This is a genomic window from Salipaludibacillus neizhouensis, from assembly GCF_002886185.1.
Lineage (GTDB): Bacteria > Bacillota > Bacilli > Bacillales > Salisediminibacteriaceae > Salipaludibacillus > Salipaludibacillus neizhouensis.
The window spans coordinates 2,196,106-2,216,049 of sequence record NZ_KZ614146.1 but is presented as its reverse complement, the minus strand read 5'-3'; the positions used below and the strand labels follow the sequence as shown (position 1 = coordinate 2,216,049).

At 38.0% G+C, this 19,944-nt stretch carries 22 protein-coding genes; 20 read left to right on the top strand and 2 right to left on the bottom strand.

Going from position 1 to position 19,944, the window contains the following annotated elements:
• The first annotated feature begins 185 nt into the window (after positions 1 to 185).
• The 10 genes from recG (at position 186) to CEF18_RS10330 (ending at position 9,267) form a co-directional block, all read left to right on the top strand.
• Entirely contained in the window at positions 186 to 2,219 is a 2,034-nt protein-coding gene (gene recG / locus CEF18_RS10375; RefSeq protein ID WP_110936404.1) for an ATP-dependent DNA helicase RecG, read from the top strand.
• Between the two features lie 84 nt (positions 2,220 to 2,303).
• Positions 2,304 to 2,876, top strand: coding sequence for a transcription factor FapR (gene fapR, locus CEF18_RS10370; RefSeq protein ID WP_110936403.1), 573 nt, complete (start codon positions 2,304 to 2,306; stop codon positions 2,874 to 2,876).
• Between the two features lie 2 nt (positions 2,877 to 2,878).
• Complete coding sequence (gene plsX / locus CEF18_RS10365; RefSeq protein ID WP_110936402.1) at positions 2,879 to 3,886, top strand: phosphate acyltransferase PlsX; 1,008 nt, start codon at positions 2,879 to 2,881, stop codon at positions 3,884 to 3,886.
• Positions 3,883 to 4,830, top strand: coding sequence for an ACP S-malonyltransferase (gene fabD, locus CEF18_RS10360; RefSeq protein ID WP_110936401.1), 948 nt, complete (start codon positions 3,883 to 3,885; stop codon positions 4,828 to 4,830). Before plsX ends, fabD begins: the two co-directional genes overlap by 4 nt.
• A gap of 7 nt (positions 4,831 to 4,837) precedes the next feature.
• The gene (gene fabG, locus CEF18_RS10355; protein WP_110936400.1) at positions 4,838 to 5,578 is read left to right on the top strand and encodes a 3-oxoacyl-[acyl-carrier-protein] reductase; all 741 of its coding nucleotides are present in this window, start codon (positions 4,838 to 4,840) and stop codon (positions 5,576 to 5,578) included.
• A 122-nt stretch (positions 5,579 to 5,700) separates the two neighbouring features.
• Positions 5,701 to 5,934 (top strand): acyl carrier protein, encoded by a 234-nt coding sequence (gene acpP / locus CEF18_RS10350; protein ID WP_110936399.1) that lies wholly within the window; start codon positions 5,701 to 5,703, stop codon positions 5,932 to 5,934.
• Positions 5,935 to 6,276: 342 nt separating this feature from the next.
• Complete coding sequence (gene rnc, locus CEF18_RS10345) at positions 6,277 to 7,041, top strand: ribonuclease III (RefSeq protein WP_310793557.1); 765 nt, start codon at positions 6,277 to 6,279, stop codon at positions 7,039 to 7,041.
• A 216-nt stretch (positions 7,042 to 7,257) separates the two neighbouring features.
• Positions 7,258 to 7,689 (top strand): GNAT family N-acetyltransferase, encoded by a 432-nt coding sequence (locus tag CEF18_RS10340; protein WP_110936398.1) that lies wholly within the window; start codon positions 7,258 to 7,260, stop codon positions 7,687 to 7,689.
• 179 nt (positions 7,690 to 7,868) lie between these two features.
• Positions 7,869 to 8,099: an excisionase family DNA-binding protein gene (locus tag CEF18_RS10335; protein ID WP_110936397.1), complete on the top strand. Its 231-nt coding sequence runs from the start codon at positions 7,869 to 7,871 to the stop codon at positions 8,097 to 8,099.
• A gap of 400 nt (positions 8,100 to 8,499) precedes the next feature.
• Positions 8,500 to 9,267 (top strand): PAS domain S-box protein, encoded by a 768-nt coding sequence (locus CEF18_RS10330; RefSeq protein ID WP_183040940.1) that lies wholly within the window; start codon positions 8,500 to 8,502, stop codon positions 9,265 to 9,267.
• Positions 9,268 to 9,336: 69 nt separating this feature from the next.
• Here the strand turns inward: CEF18_RS10330 and CEF18_RS10325 are convergent, their stop codons facing one another.
• Positions 9,337 to 9,726 (bottom strand): kinase-associated lipoprotein KapB, encoded by a 390-nt coding sequence (locus CEF18_RS10325; protein WP_110936395.1) that lies wholly within the window; start codon positions 9,724 to 9,726, stop codon positions 9,337 to 9,339.
• 141 nt (positions 9,727 to 9,867) lie between these two features.
• Positions 9,868 to 10,101 (bottom strand): DUF1128 domain-containing protein, encoded by a 234-nt coding sequence (locus CEF18_RS10320; protein WP_110936394.1) that lies wholly within the window; start codon positions 10,099 to 10,101, stop codon positions 9,868 to 9,870.
• A 169-nt stretch (positions 10,102 to 10,270) separates the two neighbouring features.
• Here CEF18_RS10320 and smc point away from each other — a divergent pair, with 169 nt between their 5' ends.
• The 10 genes from smc (at position 10,271) to rplS (ending at position 19,812) form a co-directional block, all read left to right on the top strand.
• Entirely contained in the window at positions 10,271 to 13,840 is a 3,570-nt protein-coding gene (gene smc, locus CEF18_RS10315) for a chromosome segregation protein SMC (protein WP_110936393.1), read from the top strand.
• A 23-nt stretch (positions 13,841 to 13,863) separates the two neighbouring features.
• Positions 13,864 to 14,871, top strand: a complete 1,008-nt coding sequence (gene ftsY, locus CEF18_RS10310) for a signal recognition particle-docking protein FtsY (RefSeq protein ID WP_110936392.1) — start codon at positions 13,864 to 13,866, stop codon at positions 14,869 to 14,871.
• Between the two features lie 120 nt (positions 14,872 to 14,991).
• The gene (locus tag CEF18_RS10305) at positions 14,992 to 15,321 is read left to right on the top strand and encodes a putative DNA-binding protein (RefSeq protein WP_110936391.1); all 330 of its coding nucleotides are present in this window, start codon (positions 14,992 to 14,994) and stop codon (positions 15,319 to 15,321) included.
• A gap of 14 nt (positions 15,322 to 15,335) precedes the next feature.
• The gene (gene ffh / locus CEF18_RS10300; RefSeq protein ID WP_110936390.1) at positions 15,336 to 16,679 is read left to right on the top strand and encodes a signal recognition particle protein; all 1,344 of its coding nucleotides are present in this window, start codon (positions 15,336 to 15,338) and stop codon (positions 16,677 to 16,679) included.
• A 134-nt stretch (positions 16,680 to 16,813) separates the two neighbouring features.
• Positions 16,814 to 17,086 carry a 30S ribosomal protein S16 gene (rpsP, locus tag CEF18_RS10295; protein ID WP_110936389.1) on the top strand — a complete coding sequence of 91 codons (273 nt, stop codon included), beginning with the start codon at positions 16,814 to 16,816 and terminating at the stop codon, positions 17,084 to 17,086.
• Positions 17,087 to 17,123: 37 nt separating this feature from the next.
• Entirely contained in the window at positions 17,124 to 17,351 is a 228-nt protein-coding gene (locus CEF18_RS10290) for a KH domain-containing protein (RefSeq protein ID WP_110936388.1), read from the top strand.
• A gap of 228 nt (positions 17,352 to 17,579) precedes the next feature.
• Positions 17,580 to 17,993 (top strand): YlqD family protein, encoded by a 414-nt coding sequence (locus CEF18_RS10285; RefSeq protein ID WP_110936387.1) that lies wholly within the window; start codon positions 17,580 to 17,582, stop codon positions 17,991 to 17,993.
• Positions 17,986 to 18,507: a ribosome maturation factor RimM gene (rimM, locus tag CEF18_RS10280; protein ID WP_110936386.1), complete on the top strand. Its 522-nt coding sequence runs from the start codon at positions 17,986 to 17,988 to the stop codon at positions 18,505 to 18,507. The genes CEF18_RS10285 and rimM overlap by 8 nt, the downstream gene beginning before the upstream one ends.
• Entirely contained in the window at positions 18,507 to 19,247 is a 741-nt protein-coding gene (gene trmD / locus CEF18_RS10275; protein ID WP_110937654.1) for a tRNA (guanosine(37)-N1)-methyltransferase TrmD, read from the top strand. The genes rimM and trmD overlap by 1 nt, the downstream gene beginning before the upstream one ends.
• Positions 19,248 to 19,461: 214 nt before the next feature.
• The gene (gene rplS, locus CEF18_RS10270; RefSeq protein WP_110936385.1) at positions 19,462 to 19,812 is read left to right on the top strand and encodes a 50S ribosomal protein L19; all 351 of its coding nucleotides are present in this window, start codon (positions 19,462 to 19,464) and stop codon (positions 19,810 to 19,812) included.
• Positions 19,813 to 19,944 lie beyond the last annotated feature (132 nt).

Sequence of the window (19,944 nt, the reverse complement as noted above, 5' to 3'; positions counted from 1 at the left end):
AGAGAATAACTTTTGATTATAGCCGTTTGTTGTTGAGTTTGTTAGAATACAATAAGGAGAAAGTTTGTTCGGGTAGAGTTATTACTAAAAAGTGATTACCTGACAGATTTTCATAGTTAACAGCGTCCAATTCTATAATAAAAAGAGCAAATTTTGGTTTGCGCTCAAAATAAGGTGTGATTTAGATGAATGATTCGATTTCAGAACTACATGGCGTTGGACCTAAGGCTATGGAGCAGCTAAATGAAATGAAGATTGTGACGATCCAGGATCTACTGGAACACTTTCCTTTTAGATATGAAGATAATGCAATTCGTCCGATACAAGAGGTACAGCATAACGAGAAAGCAACCTTGCAAGGGAAAGTTCATAGTGAACCAGATTTACGATTTTTTGGGAAGAAAAAGTCTCGATTGTCTGTTCGCATTCTCGTAGATGGCCTCCTCGTTCAAGCGATTTTCTTCAATCAACCATTTCTAAAAAAACAAATTCAATTAGGAGAGCATCTGATTTTCTCAGGAAAACTTGATCGAAACAGATTAGCAATGACAGGCGGAACAATTAAATCTCAATCAGGTGATCGAGAAGCAGGGTTAGAACCAGTATATTCAGTAAAAGGTGATTTAAAAGTACATATGCTTCGAAAATATATTGAAAAAGCCTTTACTCAATATGGGGAACAAATTACAGAAGTACTGCCGTTACAGTTGAAGAATGCCTATCGTTTAGTTGATCGAAAAACAGCAGTTTATCATTTGCACTTTCCGTTAGACATGGAAGCTTTTCGCCAAGCGAAACGGCGGATGATCTATGAGGAACTTTTATTATTTCAATTAAAAATGCAAATATTCCGGAAGCGGGAACGAGAAGGTGCTGAAGGGCAAGAAAAGGTATTTGATCAAACAGAAGTCAATACGTTTATTGATCGACTTCCTTTCGATTTAACGGGTGCACAGCAGCGAGTTTTACAGGAGATTTGTCACGATCTTCAGTCTGCCTATCGAATGAACAGATTATTGCAAGGGGATGTTGGTTCGGGGAAAACAATTATTGCAGCTATTGCATTGTACGCAAATGTTTTGGCCGGTAATCAAGGAGCACTCATGGTTCCGACGGAAATTCTTGCTGAGCAGCATGCAACATCTCTTCGCGAACTGTTTGAAGGAATGGATGTTACGATAGCTTTTCTTTCTGGATCTGCACGAGTGAAAGAGCGAAGGGAAACACTAGCAGCTTTACGAGATGGGACCGTAGATATTATTGTTGGAACTCATGCTCTTATTCAAGAAGGCGTCGATTTTCAAAATCTCGGTTTTGTTATAACAGATGAACAACATCGTTTTGGTGTGGAGCAACGACGAGTTTTGAGAAACAAAGGTATTCGACCAGATGTTTTATTTATGACGGCGACTCCAATCCCACGAACGCTTGCGATATCTGCGTATGGAGACATGGACGTCTCCACGATAGATGAGATGCCAAAAGGACGTAAACCGATTGAAACCCATTGGGCACCACCAGATGTATTGCCGAGAGTCATTGAACTGATGAAAAAGGAAATCAAAAAGGGACATCAAGTGTATGTTATTTGCCCATTAATAGAAGAATCCGATAAACTAGATGTCCAAAATGCAATAGATGTTCATGCACAACTCTCTCAAGCATTATCATCATTAAGGGTGGGGCTAATGCATGGAAGACTTCATCACGAAGAGAAAGATGCCGTAATGAATGAATTTGCGCAAAATAGGGTTCAAGTTTTAGTTTCTACAACCGTTGTCGAAGTTGGGGTAAATGTTCCTAATGCAACATTGATGGTGATATACGATGCTGATCGTTTTGGTTTGTCACAGCTCCACCAGCTAAGAGGAAGAGTCGGACGCGGGCAAGAGCAAGCTTATTGTATTTTATTAGCAAATCCGAAAACAGAAGTCGGCAAAGAGCGAATGAGTATTATGGCTGAAACGAATGATGGTTTTGAATTATCTCAACGTGATTTAGAACTTCGGGGACCGGGTGACTTTTTTGGGGTAAAACAAAGTGGACTGCCTATTTTTAAGGTGGCAGATTTAATAGAAGATTACCGTGTGTTGGAGATAGCTAGACAAGACGCAAGTAAACTCGTTCATTCTAATGCTTTTTGGAACAGTTCAGATTACATGAATTTGAGAGACATTTTAGAGAAGCAAGGAGCATTTCAAGACCACAAATTTGATTAATGATTATATTTTCGGTTGAAAACAAACCAATAGAAATATATACTACTGTTAGTACCTAGTCATATGAGTGTGGAAGTGATAAGAATGAAATTATCTAAAAGGAAACGTCAGCCGTTATTAAAAGAAAAAATTGAACAGAATCCATTTATTACGGATGACGTATTAGCCGTGGAATTTGAGGTAAGTGTTCAGACTGTACGTTTAGATCGTTTGGAAATGAATATACCGGAAGTTAGAGAAAGAATTAAGTATGTAGCCAAGCAGCAGTATGATACTGTGAAGGCTCTACCTATTGAAGAAGTAATTGGAGAAATGATTGATCTGGAATTGGACAGCCACGCTATTTCTATCTTAGACATAAAAAGAGAACATGTTTTTTCCCGTACAGGAATTGCAAGAGGACATCATATATTTGCACAAGCTAACTCATTAGCTGTAGCAATTATCAATGATGAATTAGCACTAACCGCTCAAGCGAATGTATCTTTTAAGTCTCAAGTTAATGATGGGGAACGTGTTGTTGCCAAAGCAAAGGTTCTTGAAATAAAAGATAATAGAACAATCGTAGAAGTTCAAAGCTATGTCGAACAAGAACTTGTTTTTAAAGGTGAGTTCTCTATGTTCCGGGATGATGCGAATGAAGGGAAGGAGAGTTAATCATGAGGTTAGCAGTAGATGCAATGGGTGGAGACAATGCACCTGAGAGCATTGTTAAAGGCTGTGTAAAAGCAGTGGAAACATTTAAGGATTTGCATATTACACTTATTGGCGATGAAACTAAAATTAAGCCATTTTTAAAAAAAACTGATAAAATCGATGTCTTACATACGAATGAAGTAATTGAAGGTGAAGACTCTCCTGTAAAAGCAGTTCGCCGCAAAAAAAATTCTTCCTTGGTTTTAACGGTGCAACTTGTAAAAGACGGACGCGCTGATGCAGCAGTTTCAGCAGGAAATACAGGAGCGTTAATGACAGCAGGTCTTCTGGTAGTTGGGAGAACGAAGGGCATAGAACGCCCTGCATTAGCTCCGATGCTGCCAACACTTGGCGGAGAAGGATTTTTGCTGTTGGATGTGGGAGCCAATATGGATGCAAAACCTTCACATCTTGTCCAATATGCAATGATGGGCGATGTGTACATGAAGAAGGTTCGTGGAATTAAAGAACCTCGGATAGGACTTTTAAATGTTGGATCTGAGCCCGGGAAAGGGACAGACCTTACAAAACATGTATTTACAAAACTAAAAGATAGTTCGTTGAATTTTATCGGAAATGTAGAATCAAGAGATTTACTCAACGGTGTTGCGGACGTCGTCGTTTGTGATGGGTTTTCAGGTAATCTCGTGTTGAAAACTATAGAGGGTACTGCCATGTCATTATTCTCTATACTTAAATCAGAATTAACTTCTTCTGTGCCTAACAAACTGGCAGCAGGATTTTTAAAACCTTCATTTAATCGAGTAAAACAAAAAATGGATTATTCGGAGTACGGCGGGGCAGGATTATTCGGGTTGGCTGCACCAATTATAAAAGCGCATGGTTCCTCAGGTGAATTAGCTTTTTATAGTGCCATTCGTCAAGCAAAATTAATGCACGATGAAGAAGTGATTGAAACGATTAAAACAGAGCTTGAATTAGGTTCGAAGCTTCAAGGAGGAGAAGGATGAGTAAAATAGCTTTATTATTCCCAGGACAAGGCTCTCAAAAGGTTGGGATGGGACAAGAGTTAGCCAATGAGTATTCTGTATGTGCCGATGTTTTTAAAGCAGCTGACAAAGCCCTAGCTGAAGATTTTACATCATTAATTTTCACAGGCGATGACGAAGAACTTAAAAAGACAGAAAATACACAGCCAGCTTTGTTAACAACAAGTATTGCTATTTGGAAAGTTCTTCAAGAACACGATATTCATGGGGAGTTTGCTGCAGGACATAGTTTAGGAGAGTATTCAGCGCTTGTAGCAAGCGGTGCAATGACATTTGAGGATGCAGTAGTCTCTGTTCGTAAGCGAGGTCAATTCATGGAAGAGGCCGTTCCTAAAGGAAAAGGAACGATGGCAGCTATTCTTGGGCTTGACCGGGAAATATTAATGGAAGTAACAACCCAAGCCACTCAAGAAGCTGGACCTGTGCAACCGGCTAATTTTAATTGCCCTGGTCAAATTGTTATTTCCGGTTCTGTAGAAGGCGTGGAACGTGCCATTGAGTTAGCGAAAGAAAAGGGTGCCAAACGTGCATTGCCTCTTTCAGTTAGTGGTCCTTTCCACTCTGATTTAATGAAACCTGCAGCAGATAAAATGAAAGTAATCCTTGATAACATTGCGTTCGAAGAACCTCAGTTAAAAGTGATTGCCAACGTGTCAGCGGAAGCTGTGGATTCGGCTACTGCAATTAAGGATGCCTTGGTTCAACAAATTTATTCCCCAGTATTGTGGGAAGATACGATCAATAAACTGGTGGAAGAAGGGGTAGATACATTTATTGAAGTTGGCCCCGGAAAAGTTCTTAGCGGTTTAGTAAAAAAAGTTTCGAGAAGAGCAACAGTTCTTCCGGTTTTTGACATAGAGACCTTGAATAAGGCTATTAGTACATTAAAAATGGAAGGAGAGTGACGATTTAATGAAAGGACAACACGCCCTCGTCACAGGAGGATCAAGAGGAATCGGCAAAGCAATTTGCTTGGAATTAGCTAGTCAAGGTGTTCATGTGGCCGTAAATTATTCAGGTAGTAAAGAGAAGGCAGAAGCGGTTGCAGAAGCTTGTAGGGAGTTCGGAGTAGAATCTATCACTTTACAAGCAAATGTCGCTGACTCCGCAAGTGTGCAGCAGATGATCAAGACTGTAGTGGAGACATTCGGTTCGATTGAGATCCTTGTAAACAATGCAGGCATTACTCGTGACACACTTATTATGCGAATGAAAGAAGAAGACTTTGATGCTGTCATTGATACGAATTTAAAAGGCGTATTTAACTGCGCAAAGGCAGTTACACGTCCAATGATGAAGCAGCGATATGGCAGAATCATTAATATTTCTTCCGTGGTAGGAGTATTAGGGAATGCCGGGCAAGCTAATTATGTTGCCAGTAAAGCGGGTGTGATTGGTTTAACTAAATCGTTAGCACGTGAGCTTGCAAATAGAAATATCAGAGCTAATTCAATAGCACCTGGTTTTATACAAACAGAAATGACTGACCAGCTGACTGATGAGACGAAAGATGAATTACTAAAGCAAATTCCTCTTGGAGAATTAGGGAAACCGGAAGATGTTGCAAAAGTAGTTACCTTTTTAGCTAGCGACGCGGCATCTTATATTACTGGACAGACCATTCATGTAGATGGCGGCATGGTGATGCCCTAAGTCTTATTGAATGTGAACATTGCTAAATGGGTATAGTGATAGGTATTCTGTTGGTTTTCAAAAAACGAACTAGTAATTTATCTTACAGTATCCTATAATAACTGAGAGGAGGTGAAGTAATAATGGCAACGATTAATGAAAGAATTACGAAAATCGTCTCCGAACGCCTCGGTGTTGACGAGTCTGAGGTTAAAAAAGAAGCTACTTTCAAGGATGATCTTGGAGCTGATTCTCTAGATGTTGTTGAGCTAGTGATGGAACTTGAAGATGAATTTGATTTGGAAATCTCTGATGAGGACGCTGAAAAAATAGCGACAGTTGGTGACGTGATGGAATACATAGAGCGTCATCAATAATATATTGATTTAATCAACGCTAGCTCTGTGTTGACGCTATCTAGTTACAAGCGATGGTTTTTACAATTAGGTTAATTTGAGATTTTTTCTCTTATAAACAATTGTCTATTTTGGCAGGTATACTACACCCAAGTCTTCTTTTAAAATGGAGGACTTGGGATTTAAAATACAAATGAGTAATTCAAAAACAAGGAAAATATGTAAAACATTTATTTATGGAACGACTCTTTGAGCGATGGAATTTTCATTTCATATGTAAAAGTGGAGAAATGATAATGATGTTCATAAGACGTTTTCCTAGTTTTTGAATGATTTCATTGGGAGACAGTGATGGGGGTTCGCATGCAACAAACAAGGAAGATACATAGAAGAGGAATGAAGCGTCAATCTAAGAAAATGCAAATGACGAATGCTCAAAAACAAAAATATCGTCAATTTCTTAAGGTGTTATGTGTGGAATATAAAAATGAAGACTTATTTATCCAAGCTTTTACTCATTCTTCCTATGTAAATGAACATAGGATTCGTCCACACGATGATAATGAACGACTTGAATTTCTTGGAGATGCAGTTTTAGAGCTGGCAATATCACAATATTTATTTAAGCTCTTTGATCATATGAGTGAAGGTGAAATGACCAAACTCAGGGCTGCAATCGTCTGTGAACCGTCTCTTGCTATTAATGCAGATGAATTAAAGTTCGGTGACTACGTTTTACTAGGTAAAGGGGAAGAAATGACAGGCGGCAGAAAAAGACCTGCTTTATTAGCTGATGTTTTTGAAGCTTTTATAGGTGCTCTGTACTTGGACTTAGGGATGGATGCGGTGTATCAATTTCTAGAAAATCATGTTTATCCTAAAATTCACAATGGTACTTTTTCACATATGATGGATTTCAAAAGTCAATTGCAGGAACTTATTCAACGGGAAAATCAGGGACAAGTTGAATATCGTATTGTACAAGAAAAAGGTCCTGCTCATGCAAGAGAATTTGTATCGCAAGTTGCCCTGTCTTCAGAGGAGCTAGGAGTAGGAACTGGTAAATCGAAAAAAGAAGCAGAGCAAATGGCAGCTCAAAAAGCTCTAGAAAAACTTGAGACAAAATAAATTAGAGATCACATTCCCCGATAAGAAGCCTGAAGGTAAATTCTTTTACCGTATAGGGGCTTTTTATAGGGGTATTTATATATAGTGGAATGTATATCGATTAATAAAATATAGTTGGATAAAAGATCAATGGTAATAATTAAAGTACTCAACATAAAGATATATTCCGATCACATGGAATTCATTTAGATTCAAAAAGAAAGGTGAGGATGGAAAATGTCTCTCATTGAAGAGTTGAAGACACAGGAAGAAATAGAGTCAGCGTATCCTATCATGAGCCAACTTCGGAATCATCTGTCTGAAAAAGCATATGTAGAATTAATTTTAGAAGCTCAAATAAAAGAGCAATATCGTTTGTTTGCTTTGTACGAAAATGAAAAAATAGTTGCTGTAATAGGTTTCATGCCTATGATTACCTTGTATTACGGAAGGTTTATATGGGTGTGTGACTTAGTTACAGATGAAACACAGCGCTCGTCTGGATTTGGTGAAGAACTTCTAACTTTTGTCCATGACTGGGCAAGAAAGAATAAATATAATTCGGTCGCATTGTCCTCTGGGATAGATCGAAAAGATACACACCGTTTTTATGAAGGAAAAATGAATTATAAAAAAGTAAGCTATGTTTATCGTACAACCTTAAATTAGGCTGTTTTCTTATAATAGTTTTTTTAAAGTGATAAGAATTTATAAAATTGGTAGCTACCTTCACACCGCAAGTATCAAGGGAAACCCATCCTTGATACTTAAAAGATGGCGGTGGAAGCTGACGCTGCATTAATAAAAGACGCTACGCGTTTTTCTTAAAGACAAAGGTGGATTTCAACATGTACTTTACCGTAAAGGAAGTTGCAGATTATTTATCTATGTCTGAGCCAATCATCCTGCATCTTGTTCACGAAGGCAAAATTAGAGCGGTTCATGATGGAGAGCAATTTGTTATTAATATTGAACAGTTCAACGACCACTTTGATCAATTAGAAAAGGTTAAACAGCTTATAGATGAATGGAAACAGGAACCAATTCCGGAGGATCCGGATGTGAAAGACGAGGATTAATTGATACGGTGATAGGAAAAAGGGAACTCTGAAAAAGTCATTTAACCTTTTTAGAGCCCTTTTTCATTAGTCATTCCTTTTAACAGCTAAGAAAGCACCTTCGAGGATAACATAGCAATAAATTCACCAAATTAGATATAAAGGTTTTTAAAGACTGCAATGCAGTTTTTCTTGCAAGATAAGAATTTATAAAATTATCGGTTTTCTAGAGATTGTTGTTTTCATCGAACAAGGAGTCTCGAATCCGCTCTAGGCGGACGCTTTCCGTGGGCATGCTTCTGCTTCGGACAAAGAATATTCGTTGAATAATTATAACTGTAGACATTTAGAGAAGTCGGAGTATCATTGAAACTATTCAATATATATTTAGGAAGTAGGGAGGGGAGGTAGGGTGAAACAAATGTCGGATAATAATCATTTATCAATTTCGGAAAGAGAAGAAATGTACCGCCAAATTGTTGAATACTCATTTGAAACTACAATTATTCATTCAGATAATAGAATTCTCTATATAAATCAATCAGGAGCAGATTTTTTCAAGACAGAAAAAAAGACTATTATAGGGGCAAAGGTTGTTGATGTTTTTACGGATGAATTTAAAGAAGTGATCACTGAAAGAATTAGAAGAGCAACAGAAGAGAATCAAATTGGAGAGCTTATCGAAACGACAGTTCACATATTTGATGGAACTAATGTGGATGTTGAATTATATTGCCACCCAGTCAATTTTGGTGACCGGCAAGCAATCCAATCAATCATCAGAGACATCACTTCACGTAAAGAATCAGAAAAAAAATTAAAACGATTAATAAGTGAAGTAGCTACACCCATTGTTCCAGTTTTTGAAGGAATCGCTGTTATCCCTATCGTTGGTGAGATAGATGAAGATAGAACGCAACAACTAATAGATATTATTCCTCAAAAAATTCAAGGCCATGATTTGCAATATTTAATAATAGACGTCTCTGGCATTTATAATATTGATGAAGTTGTAATTAATTTCCTTTATGAAATTAGTGCGATTATGAAATTGCTGGGGATTTCTCTTATATTTACGGGGTTAAGACCTGGTCTAGCTCGAAAAGCAGTAAGTTCTTGTCCGAATGTAACTTCACTAAGAACGATGTCTAATGTAAAACAGGCATTGAATCTTTTGATCAAAACCTGATTAAAATCTGATGAGATGCCTCAAAAATTTTCATAACCTTTTGAGACACCTCTATTTTTAGCGTACGTTTTACTTGAAATAATCTTTTTCAAGTGTTTCTAATGTTTCTATGGATTTGTTTGCCCAGTCGTTGTCTAGTTCTTGGAGCTCGCGTTTTTGTTCTTCTAGAGCATGTTTCAATGATTCTCCATACTCTGGAATATCGCCGTCAAAAGGTTTTAAGTATGTTTGCGGTATGTTCGTCTTTTCTGAAAAACTTAATGCCCGTCGTTCGTGAAAAAGTGGAACATCGACACTTTTAGGAGAATGAAGATCACCCTGAGTAGGGTGTTTTATTACTGCAAGAACTTTTACTACGAAGTGTGTTCCTGCTCGATTTTGGCTGATTAATTCACCAATATATTTTCCGGTTTTATATAACCCTGTTACAGTTTGTCCTGGCTGAAATTCTTCGCTCATATAAAAACCCCTTTCTAAGTAACTTCGTATAAAGTTTAGCATAGCTGTTATACTTTACATGAAACTTCAGAAAAATTAAGAACCACTCCTGGTAAGAAGTGGTTTTAATGCTGTAAATAAAAGATACTAGGCATTTTTATTTTATTCTGGATCTTTATCTCGCATAGTTCCTAGTTCAGACACGATTGCGTCCAATTCACTGACACTAAAATTAGTTTTTTTCATAACCATAGTGTGTATTTCTTCTATATCATCATATTTTTTTAATGAGAAGTTCTCAGGCTTAATCGCTGCCCCATTTACGATATGGAGTTGCTTTTTAATATCCTCAATCATTATAGATAGATCTTCTCTCTTTTTTTCCTCATTTGACAATGATCTCACCCTTTCAACATAATCAGTTGACTCTATTTTAACATGACCTAAGGAAAACACCATAGTAACCTTTAAAATCAATTAATATCAGTAGTTTTTTGTGATAAAATAAATAAGTTGGGGTCAGTAACTTAAGGCCTCTGAGAAAAAATAAAAGAGGTGAATAACATTGTTCCTTAAAAGATTAGAACTAGTAGGATTTAAATCCTTTGCGGAACGTCTATCTATAGACTTCGTAAAAGGTGTTACTGCAGTTGTGGGACCTAACGGAAGTGGAAAAAGTAATATTTCAGATGCTATACGTTGGGTTTTAGGGGAACAATCAGCAAAGAATCTACGTGGTGCAAAAATGGAAGATGTTATTTTTTCAGGCAGTGATAGTAGAGCAGCCTTAAACATGGCTGAAATAACGCTGGTTTTGGATAATGAGGATCAGCATCTTTCCATTGATTATAGTGAGGTTTCTATTACAAGAAGAGTATTTCGCTCTGGAGATAGTGAATATTTAATTAATAGACAATCATGCCGTCTCAAAGATATTGTTGATTTATTTATGGATTCCGGCCTGGGAAAAGAAGCCTTTTCCATTATTGGACAAGGTCGTGTTGAAGAAATCCTTAGTAGTAAACCTGAAGAACGCAGGATGATTTTTGAAGAAGCCGCAGGGGTTTTAAAATACAAAAACCGCAAACAAAAATCAGAGAAAAAATTATTTGATACACAAGACAATTTAAATCGAGTCAAAGATATTTTACATGAATTGGAAGCTCAAGTTGAGCCACTGAAAGAGCAAGCTTCGATTGCTAAAGAGTATTTAGAGAAGAAAGAGGAACTAAAGAACAATGAAGTTGGAGTTTTAGTTAAAGAAATTGAAATTCTCCATGAAGAATGGTCAGATGGGAAAAAAGAACTTGATGATTTAAGGGGGCGGGAGGGTACACTGCAAGTGGCCGTTCAGAATCTGGAGGCGAAATTAGAACGCTACCGCTCTAACATGCAGACACTGGACGATTCGATTGAGGATCTTCAAAGCATCTTACTAACTGCGAGTGAAGATCTCGAAAAACAAGAAGGGCAAAGAGAAGTTTGGAAGGAGCGAAGAAAAAATTTCGCTCAAAATAAAGATCAGTTTTCACTGGAAATCTCAAATTTAAAAGATAAAAAGCAGGAAATATCTCTACAATTAAAAAAACAAGAGCTACTTGTGCAAGAGCATAAAGAGAAAGTTACGATTACGAGTAAAGCTGTTAAAGAGCTTGAAAGCAAACTTGAGGAACTTGAAGAGGGTTCAGAAGAAAAACTGGAAAGCTTAAAAGCGGACTACATAGAGTGGCTTAACGAAAAGGCATCCTATAAAAATGAACAAAGTTTTTTAAAAGAGCAAACTGTGAAAAGTGAAGACAAGCGGTTACGTTTAGAAAGAGATAATGAAGGGTTGGTAGAACGACGGCAAAACATCCAACAGGAAAAAGAAAAGGCTACATCTTCATGGACAGAAGCTAAAGAAAATGTTGATAAGCTCTTAATGGATTATCAGAATGTGAAACGCGAGGAAGAAAGTAAAGATGGAGAATATGAGAAAAAAGAAAAGCTTCTCTATGATGCACTAAGACATTTGCAGCAATTAACCTCTCGTAAAGAAGTTATTGAAGAAATGCAAAATGACTATGCAGGTTTTTTCCATGGTGTAAAAGAAATATTGAAGGAACGTGATCGAACTTTCCCTGGTATCCATGGAGCGGTAGCTGAAATTATTGAAGTAGAGACCAGTCGCCAGACTGCAATTGAAATTGCTTTAGGGGCATCACAACAACATATTGTTGTAGTCGATGAGAATACCGGAAGAAAAGCAATCCAATTTCTAAAAGAGAGAAAGTTAGGAAGGGCGACTTTTTTACCAATAGATGTAGTAAAGCCTAGATCTGTTCCTTCGCATGACCATAATCGAATAAAATCGCTCCAAGGCTTTATAGGCATTGGCAGTGATTTAGTCAATTTTGATGTAAAATTCACATCTGTTATTCAGCATATTCTAGGAAATGTAGTGATTGCTAAGGACATGAAAGGAGCGCAAGAAATTGCGAGAACATTAAACTACCGTTTTCGAATTGTGACGTTAGATGGAGATGTTGTGAATCCTGGCGGGGGTATGACAGGCGGTAGTGTCAAGCAAAATCAAAGTCAAATATTAGGTCGGCAGCAAGAGCTTGAACGGGTACAAGAAAAAGTTCAGAAGCTAGATAGCCAAACGGCAGAACTGCAAAAACAAGTGAGCCTTCTTAAAGAAGAAAGAATGAACATCCAGGACAAGAAAAGATCGCTGACTGAAGAAGGTGAACAGGCTCGTACAACGGAACAAGATAAGCGAGCCTTGTTAAAAGAGTTGGAGCTTTCTGAAGGTAATTTGAATGAGCGATTGAAAGTTTATGATTTAGAATATAATGATTACAAGGATGAGATGACAGAGAAAACGAATCGAATTACTGATCTCTCTGAAATGATTGAAAAAGCAGAGCTTAAAATTGAAGTATTAAACGAGCAAATTGAAAAGATTGGTAAGCAGCAGAAGAAGGATCAATCAAATAAACAGGAGTTATCTTCCAAACTGACTGAGCAAAAAATTCAATTTGCTACAGAACAAGAGCAGCTTTCAAATTTCCAAGCAGAATTCAATCGTTTCTCGCAGGAGTTACAGGAAGTCTCACAATTAATTCTCACGAAAGATCAAGATTTTATGCAACTGGAGCAGGAACTGTCTAATCAAGCGGTGAATGCGTCTGATCTTGATCAAGTGATTGATCATCGGAAAGAAGAAAAAGACAAGACAATTGGATTGATCACAACAAGACGTAAAGATCGTCTCGCTCTTCAACAAAATCATGATGATAAAGAACGGGAATCGAAAGAGTTAAACAGGCAGCTTAAATTTGTTTCACAGACACTTCATGAAAAAGAAGTGAAAGTAAATCGCCTTGATGTGGAGCTGGATACTAGACTAACTAAACTGCAAGAAGAATATGAAGTAAGTTATGACGGTGCAAAAGAGAAATTCCCACTCCAAATACCTTTAGAGGAAGCGAAAACAAAAGTTAAGTTAATTAAGATGGCGATGGAAGAGTTAGGTTCAGTAAACGTAGGTGCGATTGAAGAGTATGACCGCGTCAAGGAAAGGTATGAATTTTTAGCAGAACAGAAAGCGGATTTAGAGGAAGCGAAGGCTACCCTTCATCAGGTTATTTCGGAAATGGATGAAGAGATGACCCGTCTTTTCAAAGAAACCTTTGATCAGATACAGTCACATTTCCAAGAAGTTTTCCGGGAGCTCTTTGGTGGCGGAAGGGCGTCACTTGAATTAACAGACCCAGAAGACCTTCTTCATACGGGGGTAGAGATTGTCGCACAGCCACCCGGTAAAAAACTGCAAAATCTTGCTTTGTTATCAGGTGGAGAACGAGCATTAACTGCGATTGCTTTATTATTCTCTATCTTAAAGGTCCGTCCTGTCCCTTTCTGTGTACTGGACGAAGTGGAAGCAGCCTTGGATGATGCCAACGTTGTCCGATTTGCACACTATTTAAAAGATTTTAGTGAACAGACACAGTTTATCGTTGTTACACACCGTAAGGGAACAATGGAGGAAGCAGATGTGCTATATGGTGTAACCATGCAGGAATCAGGAGTTTCCAATATGGTTTCTGTAAAATTAGAGGAAACAAAAGAATTAATGACTACGAAATAAGAGAACGTGAATGGAGGAAAAAAATGAGTTTTTTTAAAAAAATGAAAGAAAAATTTACCGGGCAATCAGATGCTGTAACAGAGAAATTTAAAGAAGGTTTGTCCAAGACGAGAAATTCTTTCGTTGGAGCAATGAACGATCTGGTAAAAAATTATCGTACCGTCGATGAGGATTTCTTTGAAGAGTTAGAAGAAATCTTAATCTCTGCAGATGTCGGTGTTCATACTGTTATGGAGTTAATAGATGATTTAAAAGATGAAGCTAGAAAAAGAAACATTCAAGATGCTAAAGATATTCAGCCTGTCATTTCTGAAAAACTTGCGGAGTTACTGCAAAAATCAGATCAAGAATCACATCTCCTTATCAAAGAAAATGAACTGACTGTCATATTATTTGTCGGAGTGAACGGAGTAGGGAAAACAACTAGTATTGGTAAGCTTGCTCATAAGTTTAAACAAGAAAACAAAAAGGTGCTTCTTGCTGCAGGAGATACTTTTAGAGCAGGTGCGATTGAGCAACTGGAAGTATGGGGCGAGCGTGTAGGTGTAGATGTGATAAAACAACAGGCAGGTTCAGATCCTGCAGCGGTAATGTTTGATGCGATTCAATCCGCTAAATCAAGAAAAGTAGATATTCTTTTGTGTGATACAGCAGGTCGGTTGCAAAATAAAGTTAACTTAATGAATGAACTTGAAAAGGTCAAGCGAGTATTAACGAAAGAAATACCGGATGCACCTCATGAGGTATTACTCGTATTAGATGCAACTACTGGTCAGAATGCAATGAGTCAGGCAAAAGTCTTTCAAAAAGCTACAGATGTTACAGGTATTGTACTCACAAAGTTAGATGGTACAGCAAAAGGCGGAATTGTCTTAGCAATTCGTCATGAATTGGATATACCTGTTAAATTAATTGGCTTAGGTGAAGGCTTAGATGATCTCTATGAGTTTGAAGCAGATCAGTTTGTTCACGGGTTATTTTCGGATGTGTTGGAACAAGTAGAAGAGGCAGCGGATAGCGGACCAAAATAGAGAATGTCTCTAGAGCTGATAAAGTCTTGCAAGAAACAAGGATTAAATTTGACATACTTTACAAGCTCTTGTATCATAATTACACGTAAAGGAAAATACCTTAACAAGGCGGTGTAAATCTTGATAGAAAAGACAATCCGCATGAATAATTTATATGACTTTTATCAATCGTTATTAACGATAAAGCAAAATCACTATATGGCAATGTATTATTTGGATGATTGGTCATTAGGTGAAATTGCAGAAAGCTACCATGTGAGCCGGCAAGCTGTGTATGATAATATTAAACGTACAGAAGCTCTGTTGGAAGAATATGAAGATAAATTAAATCTTCACGCTCGATTTGAGCAACGGCAAACATATATTAGTCGGTTAAGAGAATCAATACAACAAAAGGAAAGTCCCGATCGTTTGATCCAGATCGTTGAATCTCTCGAGAAACTGGAATAGGGGGGCACATTTATATGGCATTTGAAGGATTGGCAGAGCGACTCCAAGGCTCGATAAAGAAAATGCGGGGTAAAGGTAAAGTTGCGGAGCAAGATGTAAAAGAAATGATGCGTGAAGTACGTCTGGCTCTTCTAGAGGCGGATGTTAACTTTAAAGTAGTGAAAAAATTCGTATCTGATGTTAAGGAACGCGCAGTGGGGCAGGATATTTTAGATAGCTTAACCCCAGGTCAACAAGTTATTAAAATTGTCAATGAAGAGCTAACGAAACTTATGGGTGGGGAGCAAAGCAAGATTGCTACTGCGCAGAAGCCCCCAACTGTCGTCATGATGGTTGGTCTTCAAGGTGCCGGTAAAACAACGACCACGGGTAAATTGGCCCTTCATTTACGGAAAAAGCATAATCGCAGTCCATTAATGGTGGCAGCTGATATTTATCGACCTGCTGCAATTAAGCAACTTGAAACATTAGGGAAGCAATTAGATATGCCGGTGTTTTCTTTAGGTGATCAAGTCAGCCCAGTGGAGATAGCCAAGCAAGCTATAGCGAAGGCTAAGGAAGAGCATCACGATTATGTCATTATTGATACTGCTGGTCGGTTGCACGTGGATGAAAATTTAATGGGTGAATTAGATGAAATCAAAGAAGTGGTTTCACCTGATGAAATTCTTCTTGTTGTTGATGCGATGACTGGACAGGATGCTGTGAACGTTGCCCAGAACTTTAATGAACGACTAGGCATTACTGGTGTGGTGCTCACGAAGCTTGATGGCGACACTAGAGGTGGTGCAGCCATTTCAGTTAAAGCAGTGACAAACACCCCCATTAAGTTTGCAGGGATGGGGGAGAAATCAGATGCACTTGAGCCTTTTCATCCTGAGAGAATGGCATCACGTATTCTCGGCATGGGTGATGTTCTCTCCTTAATAGAGAAAGCCGAATCGAGTGTTGATGAGGAACGTGCAAGAGAATTAGAGCGCAAAATGCGTACGAATGAATTAACATTTGATGATTTTCTTGAACAACTCGCCCAGGTTCGTAGTATGGGACCTTTAGACGAACTTCTTAATATGATGCCTGGTGCAGGTAAGATGAAAGGTTTAAAGAATATCCAAGTAGATGAGAAGCAGATTGTGCACATTGAGGCAATTGTCAAATCTATGACGAAGGCTGAGAGGGAAGAACCTTCACTCTTAAACGGTAGTCGAAAAAGACGAATTGCTAAAGGAAGCGGGACTTCCGTACCAGAAGTTAACCGTTTAGTGAAACAATTTGATGAAATGAAAAAGATGATGAAGCAAATGTCGGGAATGCAAAAAGGAAAGAAAAAAGGCGGTATGAAGCTTCCTTTCATGTAATTTCTTGAAGATTAACCCTTGTATTTCAGGTGTAAAAAGATGCTGTAAAGTTTTTTTACTTTACTAGGGTTGATCCCTGGTAGGTTTTATGATAATATAATTAATTGTGTGAAAGATTTATGGAGGTGAAACACATGGCAGTTAAAATTCGTTTGAAACGAATGGGACAAAAAAAGGCGCCGTTCTATCGTGTAGTTGTAGCGGATTCTCGTTCTCCACGTGACGGTCGATTTATTGAAGAACTAGGAACGTATAATCCACTAAAAAATCCGATTGAATTTAACGTAGATCAAGAGAAATCGTTGAAATGGATGTTAGATGGAGCGAAGCCTTCCGATACAGTTCGTAACTTGTTTTCAAAGGTTGGTCTTATGGAACAACTTCACAACGCGAAGAACGCAAAATAGTCCTTCGTGTGGAAATAATCCAAGAAGGTGAGTGACCATGAAAGAACTCGTTGAATCTATTGCTAAGGCACTTGTTGATTATCCTGATGATGTCGTCGTAACAGAAGTGGAAAACGGTCGTTCACTCACACTGAAGCTGGAAGTACACGCGGACGACATGGGCAAAGTGATTGGAAAGCAAGGTCGAATTGCAAAAGCGATTCGGTCGGTTGTGAATGCAGCAGGAGCGAATCAAAACCAAAGAATTCAATTAGAGATTGGATAAAAGGGCGAGGAAAACCTCTCCCTTTTTTCTGTATGTATAAAGAAAGCGTAACCGCCTTGAAGGAGGCTTAGCGCATTTGCAAGATTGACTAGGCGTTGAGTCGTCAAAGAAAGGGATTTATTTGGAATATGGCTCTCTTTTAAGATAAAAATTTTAGACATTCTTACATAATAATAAAGTATGGTAAAATAAAAGAGTTAATAAGTGAAAAGTATGGAGGGTTATAAGATGGAAATTATTAAAAAAGTAGTGGTTAAACAAATTTTGACAGATAGTAGCAGGACTAGGTTGAAGGAGCAATTTCTTGCAAGACAATATCAATTATCTAAAGAAATGAAGCAGTTAGAATTCGTCTTACATAAAAAAATGAAAGAAAATAAAAGTGCAAGTTACCAAACGTCTCTTAAAGAGAGTTTTAATAAAGAAGTTGCGAAACGACAGGGACAGCTTCGTCAATTAGAGCTAAAGCTCGGCCAACTGGATGAACTCGATCTTGGCTCTGAATTACGTGAAGGCACAATTCAGATGATCGAGCAAGTTGAGGAAGGTGACAACTGGGAAGAAATAATGAAAGGAACCGAAATCGTGATAAAAGATGGTGTTGTGCATCAACTGCGCCAGGGAGGCATGGAAGATGACTGAGTGGTTAAACGTTGGAAAAATCGTTAACACTCACGGCATTCAAGGAGAAGTTCGTGTTATTTCACGAACTGATTTTCCGGAGGAACGATACGCGAAAGGGAACAAACTTGTTATCTTTGACAAAAATAATAAAACAACTATTGTCAAAGTACAATCATGGCGGCAGCATAAACAATTTGATTTATTAACATTTGAAGGATACGGAAATGTTAATGACGTAGTGAAATTCAAAGATACTCTCTTGAAAATAGATGCTTCAGACTTAGACGACAAATTGAGTGAAGATGAATTCTATTATCGTGATATTGTCGGCTTACAGGTAGTTACTGATGACGGCGAAGACATTGGGAAAGTAGTAGAAATTCTTTCTCCTGGAGCGAACGATGTATGGGTTGTTCGTCCAAACAATAGAGGAAAGGATATTTTGATTCCTTATATTGATCAAGTTGTGAAAAAAGTTGATCTGGAAACAGAAGTAATTACAATTACGCCAATGGAAGGACTGTTAGATTGATGAAGGTCTCCATTCTTACTCTTTTTCCGGAAATGTTTCATGGTGTCTTCTCGAGCTCTATTTTAAAACAGGCTCAGGAGAAAGGGGTTATCCAATTTAATGTCGTAAACTTCAGGGATTACTCCACTGACCGTCATAAAAGAGTAGATGATTATCCTTACGGTGGTGGAGGAGGCATGGTATTAACGCCCCAGCCTTTATTTGATGCTGTCGATGCTCTAAAAGCAGAGCAATCATCTGCATCTAATGAAAAGCCTCCCAGGGTAATATTGTTATGCCCACAAGGAGAGAAATACACGCAGGAAAAAGCCGAAGAACTTGCAAAAGAAGATCATCTAATGTTAATTTGCGGTCATTACGAAGGTTATGATGAAAGAATTCGTGAACACATTATTACTGATGAAATATCCATAGGTGATTATGTTCTTACCGGGGGAGAAATTGGAGCAATGGTTATCTCAGACAGCATCACCAGGCTCCAGTCTGGTGCGCTGGGTAATGAGCAGTCTGCAGTGACTGATTCACATAGTACAGGGCTTCTTGAATATCCTCATTATACTAGACCAGCTGAATTTCGGAACATGAAAGTCCCTGATATTCTCTTATCCGGGCATCATGAGCGGATAAATACGTGGAGAAGACAACAATCGTTAAAAAGAACGTTTGAAAGACGGCCCGATATGTTAGAGGAAATAGAATTATCAGATAAAGATGCTGATTTTATTAAATTTTTAAAATAACTGACTCTTCGAATCAAGGCTGGCCGTTTTTCATTTCTTCAAGCAGTTCGATAAAAACAACAAAATTTACGAAGATAGCCAAAGTAAAAGATTTATACCTTGAGCCAAAGTAATATATATGATATTATAGTCTTTGTGGCTTTGGCCAGATCAAGATGTTCCGCTGTCATTTTAAAAGACATGAAGATCTGTAGGGAAGGAGGCGAACAGATAAATGGAACAAATCATTCGTAATATTACAAAAGACCAACTGAAAACAGACATTCCAGACTTCCGTCCTGGTGATACTCTTAAAGTACACGCGAAGGTTGTCGAGGGTACTCGTGAGCGTATTCAGGTATTCGAAGGTGTTGTCATTAAGCGTCGTGGAACTGGTATAAGCGAGACATTCACTGTTCGTAAGATATCTTACGGTGTAGGTGTTGAACGTACATTTCCAGTGCATTCCCCACGTATTGATAAGCTAGAAGTAGCTCGTCGTGGTAGAGTACGTCGTGCGAAATTGTATTACTTGCGTGATCTACGCGGTAAAGCAGCTCGTATCAAAGAACGTGCATACCGTTAAATTACGTTTGGGTATGAAAGAGAATTTTCTAAAAGGAGCTTGTGATCAAGCTCCTTTTTGTTTTGAAAATACATAAATAATACTAGATGTTCATGTACTAAATGAACTATCCATATATAACTATTTATGATA